Genomic DNA, 7,403 nt, shown 5'->3' with positions numbered 1-7,403 from the left:
AGTTTGAAATATGCAAAAAGATAAAAATCAAAAGAGCGCAGCCTGCGGCAGCTCCTACTGGAAAACGGGAATCTTTCCCGACAAACATACTAGGACTGTGTCCGCGGCGATGATTGGCGTAAACTGCGCCCAAGCCTGCGAGGAGTTTCCATGACCGCTATTACCATTACCGACGCCGCCCACGATTACCTGGCTGATCTGCTCTCCAAGCAGAACACCCCGGGCATCGGCATCCGCGTCTTTATCACCCAGCCTGGCACCCAGTATGCAGAAACCTGCATTGCCTACTGCAAGCCGGGAGAAGAAAAGCCCGAAGACACGGCGCTGGGGCTGAAAAGCTTCACTGCCTACATCGATCACTTCAGCGAAGCCTTCCTGGACGACGCGGTTGTCGACTACGCCACCGACCGCATGGGCGGCCAGCTGACCATCAAGGCGCCAAATGCCAAAGTACCGATGGTCAACGCCGACAGCCCGGTCAACGAGCGCATCAACTACTACCTGCAAACCGAGATCAACCCGGGGCTGGCCAGCCACGGCGGTCAGGTCAGCCTGATCGACGTCGTTGAAGACGGCATCGCCGTTCTGCAATTCGGCGGCGGTTGCCAGGGCTGCGGCCAGGCAGACGTCACCTTGAAGGAAGGCATCGAGCGCACCTTGCTCGAGCGCATTCCAGAGCTCAAGGGCGTGCGCGACGTGACCGACCACACGCAGAAAGAAAACGCCTACTACTAAGGTGTTCGCTGCGAAATGAAAAAACGGCGCCCCGTGAGCGCCGTTTTTTTATGCATGAAGGTTAAAAGATCGCAGCCTTCGGCAGCCCCTACAGGTGTTCACATCGCAATGTAGGAGCTGTCGAAGGCTGCGATCTTTTGATCTTACTGTCGATACAAATGCGCATGCCCGGCGCGATACAGCGACGATTCGCCGAAATGATCACTGCCCAGCACCCGGCCCACCAGAATCAACGCCGTACGGCGGAAACCCTTGGCTTCAACCTTCCCGGCGATATCCGCCAGCGTCCCGACCACCCAATCCTGATCCGGCCAGGTTGCGCGATGAACCACCGCAATCGGGCAATCCGCGCCGTAATGCGGCAGCAGCTCCTCAACAATTTTCGTCAGGTGATTAACCCCCAAATGAATCGCCATGGTCGCGCCGTGTTGCGCCAGGCTGGAAAACTCCTCACCCGGCGGCATTGCGGTTTTGTCGGCGTAGCGGGTCAGGATCACGCTTTGTGACACGTCCGGCAGTGTCAGCTCCGCCCCCAGCAACGCTGCACAGGCTGCAGTTGCGGTCACGCCGGGGATGATTTCGAACGCAATGCCGAGTTCGCGCAGGTGGCGAATCTGCTCGCCGATGGCGCCATACAGGCTCGGATCGCCGGAATGCACCCGCGCCACATCCTGGCCGTTCGCGTGGGCGGTCTTGATCAAGTCGATGATCTGTTCCAGGTGCAGTTCGGCGCTGTTGACCACCGTTTCGGCGTGATGGCCTTCAAGCACCGCAGCGGGCACCAGTGAGCCGGCATAGATGATCACCGGGCAGCTGCGAATCAGCCGTTGGCCTTTGACGGTAATCAGTTCCGGGTCGCCGGGACCTGCGCCAATGAAGTAGACGGTCATCGTCGGTTCCTGTGGGAAAAAGGGGCTGGGCAAGGCTTCAGATGAAGATTGCTCATGATCGAATGCGCGAATTATCGGGGATTTTATTCAGCGCTGGCCAATGCCAGGGTGGCCTGGGCGTATTTTTGTCGCGGGATCAACAGCTTGGCCGGTGCATTGGCCAGTTGTTCGGCCAGGGCCAGGGCGGCGCTTTCCGCCACGCCGTAGCAGCCGGTGCGCTCGAATGCGATCTCGGAATGGTGACTCAGTTGTGGCTGATAGCCGGCCAGTTGTTCGCTGCTGAAATACATCAGCGGCAGGGCCAGTTGCGCAGCCAATTCGATCAGCGCCGGTTCATCACGCTTCAAGTCGATACTGGCCAGGGCCTTGATTTGATTCAGCTCGATTTGATGCGCTTGCAGCGCCTGATCCAGCAGCGCCCGCAACGTATTGACCGGGCAGCCGCGCTGGCAGCCCAGGCCGACCACCAGGGTCGGCGCTGCGCTGACATCAGTCATGCGTGGTATTGACCATCGCTTTTGCGGCGGAACAACCAGGCGCTGATCAGGCCCAGGGCCAGCCAGAACGCCACGTTGGTCAGCTGCGAAGCGATTTTGAATTGGGCTTCCAGTGCTTCCGGCGCGAGCATCGAATGCACTTCCGGTTGCGGTGCGCCAATCACATGGGGAACGGCGATGATCGCCGCGCCAAGAACTTTCATCAGCCAGTGGCGGCTGAACACGATCAGCGCGATGCCGACAGCAGTGGACGCGGCAGTACCGATCCACCAGATCTGCCGTTGTGCCAGATCGGCGGCAGCGGTGCCTGGCAGTTCAGGCGGCAGGCCGAGGGTCGGCGCCAGTACGAAGGTCGCATAACCGGCCAGGCCCCAGAGCAGGCCCTGAGAGGTTTTGGTCGGCGCGCGCAGAGTGTAGAGGCCAGCGAGCATCAGGGCGAAACCGACCGCCACCACCAGATTGCCGCCAGTGGTCGACAGCACGCGCTGCCAGCCGTCTTCCGGCTCCCAGGCTTCGGCATCGTGGGTGTGAGCGGCGACAGCGCCCTCGGCGTGGGCATGTTCGTGCATTTCTACAGCGGCCGGTTCGGATTTCTCGTAGGTTTCGGCCTGTAAAATCAGCGGGGAGACCCAGAAGCTTTGCAGCAGGGTGAGCAGCAGGGCGGCGAGCAGCCCGGTGAAACCTGCGGTTTGCGCAATACGCTTGATCATGTCGGCAGGTCTCAATGGCACGGGAATGCAGAGCTGTGGCGGGTATCGTGCGCGGCGTTGTGCACCGCTTCGATGTGCGAGAAACCGGCGAAGTACACCAGGCACGCGCCGAGGATCGACGCACAAACGGCGGCGGTCAGGCGTTGAGTCAGGGTTGTGGTGGCGCTGGAAGAGCTGCTGTGGCCGGTGCTGCTGATGATCGACATGGCGTTTCCCTCTGGTCTGTCAGCGGGGAATCAAAAGCGCATGCAGAGCCTCCGCACGACCGGGCGCGCAGAGATTCGAACAGCGCCCGCCCACCGCCGGTTTGTCATTCAGTGATTGTGTTTTCACTTTGTGTTGCGGGCCGGTCTCCGGGCTCACGAGGGGCGCAGGCGTCTGCCTGATCCTGCAAGCATCACCTTCCCATGCCTGATTGGCACAGTGGATCTGACGCTTCGCTCGCTTACCGTTGCGGGGGCAGCACCGGACTGACATGGCTTTGAGTAAAGCACATGATTCACCGGTTTCCCGTTTCACCCTGTGAAGGGCACCCGTAACAAGATGCGTAGGAGAGCATGGGCGGGGGTTGGGCGTCAATTGGCAAGGGTTCTCAACTCGAAACCGAGTCGCCCCAATCGCGAGCAAGCTTTGCTCCTACGGGTACACCTGCGCCTTGTAGGAGCAAAGCTTGCTCGCGATGGCGCCATGTCAGGCGCTGCAGAACTGCGCTTGAACATTGACCCGCCCCAATACCATGCGTAGCCTTGCGCTTTCGAGGTTCTTCGGCGTTTGTCGAAGCTAAGAAGGGAACGCGGTCAATGCCGCGGCTGCCCCCGCAACTGTGAACGGTGATGTTCGCTGCCACGCCACTGCACGCTCAACCCTTGAGCCCGCGGGAAGGCGCAGCAAACGCCAGTCAAGCGACTGGCACACCGTCAGCCAGGAGACCTGCCTCGATACAGATTCTCACTACAACCGGGCGGGGTGATCCGGTGGCGAACGCTTCCGGCGCGCATGTGCGTTGCCGGTACTCGTCCCGTATGCCCGCCACCTTGCCAAAGGGCATCCGATGAAAACACTGGCCAAACTCCCCGTCACCATCGTTACCGGCTTCCTCGGCTCGGGCAAAACCACCTTGCTGCGGCACATGCTCGACAATGCCCAGGGCCGCCGCATCGCGGTGATCGTCAACGAGTTCGGCGAGCTGGGCATCGACGGTGAAATTCTCAAGCAGTGCTCCATCGGTTGCACCGAAGAAGAAGCCAATGGCCGCGTGTATGAACTGGCCAACGGCTGCCTGTGCTGCACCGTCCAGGAAGAATTCTTCCCGGTGATGCGCGAACTGGTCGCCCGTCGTGGCGATCTCGACCACATCCTGATCGAAACGTCCGGTTTGGCCCTGCCAAAACCGCTGGTGCAAGCCTTCCAATGGCCAGAAATCCGCAGTGCCTGCACCGTCGATGCGGTGATCACCGTGGTCGACAGCCCGGCCGTGGCCGCCGGCACTTTCGCCGCGTTCCCGGATCAGGTCGACGCCCAGCGCAAACTTGATCCGAACCTGGACCACGAATCGCCGCTGCACGAATTGTTCGCCGATCAACTGGCCAGCGCCGATCTGGTGATCCTCAACAAGGCCGACCTGATCAGCCCGGAAGACCTGGCCCGCGTGCGCCTGGAAGTCGCTGAAGAATTGCCGCCAGCGGTGAAAGTCATCGAAGCCAGCAGCGGTCGCCTGCCACTTGACGTGCTGATCGGCCTAGGCGCCGGTTCCGAAGAGCACATCGACAGCCGTCACAGTCACCACGATCACCACCACGACGGTGATGACGATCACGATGACCACGATCACGATGCCTTCGATTCGATCTCCATCGAACTGCCGCAAGCTGACGAAAGCCTGCTGATGGACGCGTTGACCCAACTGGTGGTGCAGCACGGCATCCTGCGCGTGAAAGGTTTCGCCGCCATCCCGAACAAACCGATGCGCCTGCTGATCCAGGGCGTGGGCACCCGTTTCGACAAACACTTCGACCGTCAGTGGGGCGCCGAAGAGTCGCGCGTCACCCGTCTGGTATTGATTGGCCAGGCACTGGACGCCGCACTACTCGAAGCGCAATTGCGCGCCGCGCTCAGCGTGTAAGCCATGCACCTGCTCAGGACCCAGCCCGGCGGTTTCGTGTCGGATGACAACATCGCCGACCTTGGCCAAACCCCCGCCGAGCTGGTAATCCTGTGCAGCGGCGATTCCAGTCTGGCGCTGCTCGCCGAAGCGGCGCAGCAGTTGCCCGACGATTACCCGAGCGTGCGCCTGGCCAATCCGATGCAGGTGCAGAATCATGCCTCGGTCGATCTCTATGTCGATGAGGTTTTGCGTCACGCCAAGGTCATTCTGATTTCGCTGCACGGCGGCATCGCCTATTGGCGCTATGGCGTCGAGCGGTTGGTGGAGTTGTCGCAACGGGGCGTGCAACTGATTCTGGTGCCGGGGGATGATCGTCCCGACCCTGAGCTCAGTGACTTGAGCACCGTCAGCGTCGATGATCGCGACCGGCTCTGGCAGTATCTGCGTCAAGGCGGCATGGGCAACGCTCTGGATTTCTTCCGCTGTCTGGCCAACCGTTGGCTGGCGCGGGATTACGTCTGGACCGAGCCGCAAACCCTGCCACGCACGGCGATCTACCATCCCCATAAAAGCCCCGCAACACTGCAGGATTGGCAAGCCGATTGGCGGGTCGATCAACCGGTGGCGGCGGTGCTGTTTTACCGCTCGCACTTGCAGGCGGCGAATACCGCGTTCATCGATGTTTTCTGCCAGCGCTTGCAGGCGGCGGGGTTAAACCCGCTGCCGATCGCGCTGGCCAGTTTGAAAGAGCCCGGCTGCCTGTCGGTGGTCGAGGATTGGCTGGATGAAGTCGAAGCGGGGGTGATTCTGAATACCACCGGTTTCGCCCAGTCCAGCCCGGAAGCGCCGCATTTGCGACCGTTTCGCCGCAATATCCCAGTGATCCAGGCGATTTGCGCCCAGGACAACGAGCCGGGTTGGCGCGCCAGCGAACAAGGCCTTGGCCCGCGTGATCTGGCGATGCACATTGCGCTGCCGGAACTGGACGGGCGGATCATCAGCCGACCGATCAGCTTCAAGGATCTGGCGTGGCGCAGCGAGCGAAGTCAGTCCGATGTGGTTTGCTATCGGCCACAACCGGAGCGCATGGATTTTGTCGCCGAACTGGCGCGACGCTGGATCGATCTGGCGCGGCTGCCCAACGCAGAAAAACGCGTGGCGCTGATCCTCGCCAACTACCCGACCCGCGACGGTCGTATCGGCAATGGTGTCGGGCTCGATACGCCAGCGGCGGCGTTGAATATCCTGCGGGCGCTGCACGCCGAAGGTTACCCGTTACCGGCGGACTTGCCGGACAGCGGCACCGCGTTGATCCAGCAATTGCTCGGTGGTGTCAGCAACGATCTGGACACTCTCGACCAGCGTCCGTGCCAGCAGAGTCTGGCAATGGATGAATACCTGACGATGTTCAATGCCTTGCCCGAAGCCAATCGCGCCGCGGTGCTGGAGCGTTGGGGCGCGCCTGAAAGCGACCCGATGTGTCGCAGCGGGCGGATGATGATCGCCGGCCTGCGTTTCGGCCTGACCTTCGTCGGCATTCAACCGGCGCGCGGTTATCAAGTGGACCCGAGCGCGGTGTATCACGACCCGGATCTGGTGCCGCCCCACGGCTATCTGGCGTTTTATTTCTGGCTGCGCAACACCTACGGCGCCCACGGCGTGATCCATGTCGGCAAGCACGGCAACCTTGAATGGCTGCCGGGCAAAGGTGTCGGGTTGTCGGAGAATTGTTGGCCGGACGCATTGCTCGGGCCGTTGCCGAACATCTATCCGTTCATTGTCAACGATCCGGGCGAGGGCGCCCAGGCCAAGCGCCGCACCCAGGCAGTGATCATCGATCATCTGATGCCGCCGCTGACCCGCGCCGAAACCTACGGCCCGCTGCGCAATCTTGAACTGTTGGCCGACGAATATTACGAAGCGCAACTGCTCGATCCGCGCCGCGCCCGGGAGTTGCAGCGCGACATCCTGCAACTGGTGCGCGATACGCACATAGATCGCGAACTGCAACTGGACGAAAAACTCGACAGCGACGCCGATGCGGCGATCTGGTTGCCGCGTCTGGACACTTATCTGTGCGATTTGAAAGAGTCGCAGATTCGCGACGGTTTGCATGTGTTTGGCGAGTCGCCGGTCGGGCGTTTGCGCATCGATACCTTGCTCGCGCTGCTGCGTATCCCGCGCGGCGATGGCCGCGGGGCGCAATCGAGTTTGCTGCGCGCGTTGGCCAAGGCGTTCGCACTGGGGTTCGATCCGCTGGACTGTGCGTTGGCCGAGCCGTGGAGCGGGCCGCGTCCAGACGCCTTGATGTCGGTTAGTGATGAGGTTTGGCGCACGGCGGGCGATACCCGCGAACGCCTTGAGCTGTTCGCCGCACAACTGATCTCGCAGACCCTGAATGACCCCTGTGGGAGCGAGCTTGCTCGCGATGGTGTGTCAGTCGACATCAATGTGGCTGACACACCAT

7 protein-coding genes and 2 riboswitches are annotated in these 7,403 nt (G+C 61.4%); of the genes, 3 read left to right on the top strand and 4 right to left on the bottom strand.

All coding sequences use genetic code 11. The features are described from left to right. Nucleotides 1-150: 150 nt before the first annotated feature. Nucleotides 151-735, top strand: coding sequence for a Fe-S biogenesis protein NfuA (gene nfuA / locus ACM110_RS29930; RefSeq protein WP_007912592.1), 585 nt, complete (start codon nt 151-153; stop codon nt 733-735). A gap of 143 nt (nt 736-878) precedes the next feature. On the opposite strand, the gene cobM is transcribed toward nfuA, so the two are convergent. The 4 genes from cobM to ACM110_RS29910 all read right to left on the bottom strand — a co-directional run bounded on the left by cobM (nt 879) and on the right by ACM110_RS29910 (nt 3,038). Continuing rightward, the gene (cobM, locus tag ACM110_RS29925) at nt 879-1,625 is read right to left on the bottom strand and encodes a precorrin-4 C(11)-methyltransferase (RefSeq protein WP_416130622.1); all 747 of its coding nucleotides are present in this window, start codon (nt 1,623-1,625) and stop codon (nt 879-881) included. Between the two features lie 83 nt (nt 1,626-1,708). Then, nucleotides 1,709-2,122 carry a cobalamin biosynthesis protein gene (locus tag ACM110_RS29920; RefSeq protein WP_416130621.1) on the bottom strand — a complete coding sequence of 138 codons (414 nt, stop codon included), beginning with the start codon at nt 2,120-2,122 and terminating at the stop codon, nt 1,709-1,711. Beyond that, nucleotides 2,119-2,832, bottom strand: a complete 714-nt coding sequence (locus tag ACM110_RS29915) for a CbtA family protein (RefSeq protein WP_416130620.1) — start codon at nt 2,830-2,832, stop codon at nt 2,119-2,121. The genes ACM110_RS29920 and ACM110_RS29915 overlap by 4 nt, the downstream gene beginning before the upstream one ends. Nucleotides 2,833-2,843: 11 nt before the next feature. Continuing rightward, a complete protein-coding gene (locus ACM110_RS29910; RefSeq protein ID WP_338581071.1) occupies nt 2,844-3,038 on the bottom strand; it encodes a CbtB domain-containing protein in 195 nt (64 codons plus the stop codon). Between the two features lie 120 nt (nt 3,039-3,158). Next, nucleotides 3,159-3,384, bottom strand: a riboswitch (cobalamin riboswitch). Between the two features lie 188 nt (nt 3,385-3,572). After that, a riboswitch (cobalamin riboswitch) is annotated at nt 3,573-3,785 on the top strand. A 98-nt stretch (nt 3,786-3,883) separates the two neighbouring features. On the opposite strand from ACM110_RS29910, the gene cobW reads away from it, so the two are divergent. After that, nucleotides 3,884-4,954: a cobalamin biosynthesis protein CobW gene (cobW, locus tag ACM110_RS29905; RefSeq protein ID WP_416130619.1), complete on the top strand. Its 1,071-nt coding sequence runs from the start codon at nt 3,884-3,886 to the stop codon at nt 4,952-4,954. Nucleotides 4,955-4,957: 3 nt separating this feature from the next. Next, nucleotides 4,958-7,403 (top strand): cobaltochelatase subunit CobN (gene cobN / locus ACM110_RS29900; protein WP_416130618.1); only part of this gene is annotated, 2,446 nt, incomplete at its 3' end.

Origin of the sequence: Pseudomonas sp. NFX98, assembly GCF_047784845.1 — a bacterium.
GTDB lineage: Bacteria > Pseudomonadota > Gammaproteobacteria > Pseudomonadales > Pseudomonadaceae > Aquipseudomonas.
Note: the sequence above shows the minus strand (reverse complement) of the source record. Positions and strands in the feature narration are given on the sequence as shown.

What these genes read in the sequence shown, in the direction of transcription:
- nfuA (WP_007912592.1), top strand. Translation starts at nt 151, where the DNA reads ATGACCGCTATTACCATTACCGACGCCGCCCACGATTACCTGGCTGAT.
- cobM (WP_416130622.1), bottom strand. Translation starts at nt 1,625, where the DNA reads ATGACCGTCTACTTCATTGGCGCAGGTCCCGGCGACCCGGAACTGATT.
- ACM110_RS29920 (WP_416130621.1), bottom strand. Translation starts at nt 2,122, where the DNA reads ATGACTGATGTCAGCGCAGCGCCGACCCTGGTGGTCGGCCTGGGCTGC.
- ACM110_RS29915 (WP_416130620.1), bottom strand. Translation starts at nt 2,832, where the DNA reads ATGATCAAGCGTATTGCGCAAACCGCAGGTTTCACCGGGCTGCTCGCC.
- ACM110_RS29910 (WP_338581071.1), bottom strand. Translation starts at nt 3,038, where the DNA reads ATGTCGATCATCAGCAGCACCGGCCACAGCAGCTCTTCCAGCGCCACC.
- cobW (WP_416130619.1), top strand. Translation starts at nt 3,884, where the DNA reads ATGAAAACACTGGCCAAACTCCCCGTCACCATCGTTACCGGCTTCCTC.